General features: G+C 59.5%; 1 pseudogene. It reads right to left on the reverse strand.

Annotated elements, in window-relative coordinates:
* A pseudogene (locus SB753_RS35645) lies at positions 1 to 319 on the reverse strand (adhesin); the annotation flags it as partial.
* Positions 320 to 336: the final 17 nt, after the last annotated feature.

Below are 336 nucleotides of genomic sequence, written 5' to 3' on the forward strand. Positions count from 1 at the left end.
CCGGGAGATCGTCCAGGTCTTCCACCATGTCGACCTTTGCCGGAAGCCATTCGAGCAGACGTTCGCGCTTGTCGTGCGCGGCGGGCGAGATATGTACCGCGGCACTGACGATTGAAATGGCGAGACTCGTCGCAAGCACGGGGTCGCACTTGTGAAGTTCCTCGAAATCGATGTCGTACTTCGAGCCGGACGTGTAGAGCACGAGTTGCTTGCGGGTCAATACGTCGCGAGCCGTGGCGTCGTCGCTGTCACGCGACGTCTCGAGCAGTTTGTCGACGATGTGGTCCGTCGAACCGTACGAGCTCACCGCGAAAATCATATCGATCCAGGAACGGC

Source organism: Paraburkholderia sp. SIMBA_053, assembly GCF_046534895.1.
Classification (GTDB): domain Bacteria; phylum Pseudomonadota; class Gammaproteobacteria; order Burkholderiales; family Burkholderiaceae; genus Paraburkholderia; species Paraburkholderia caledonica.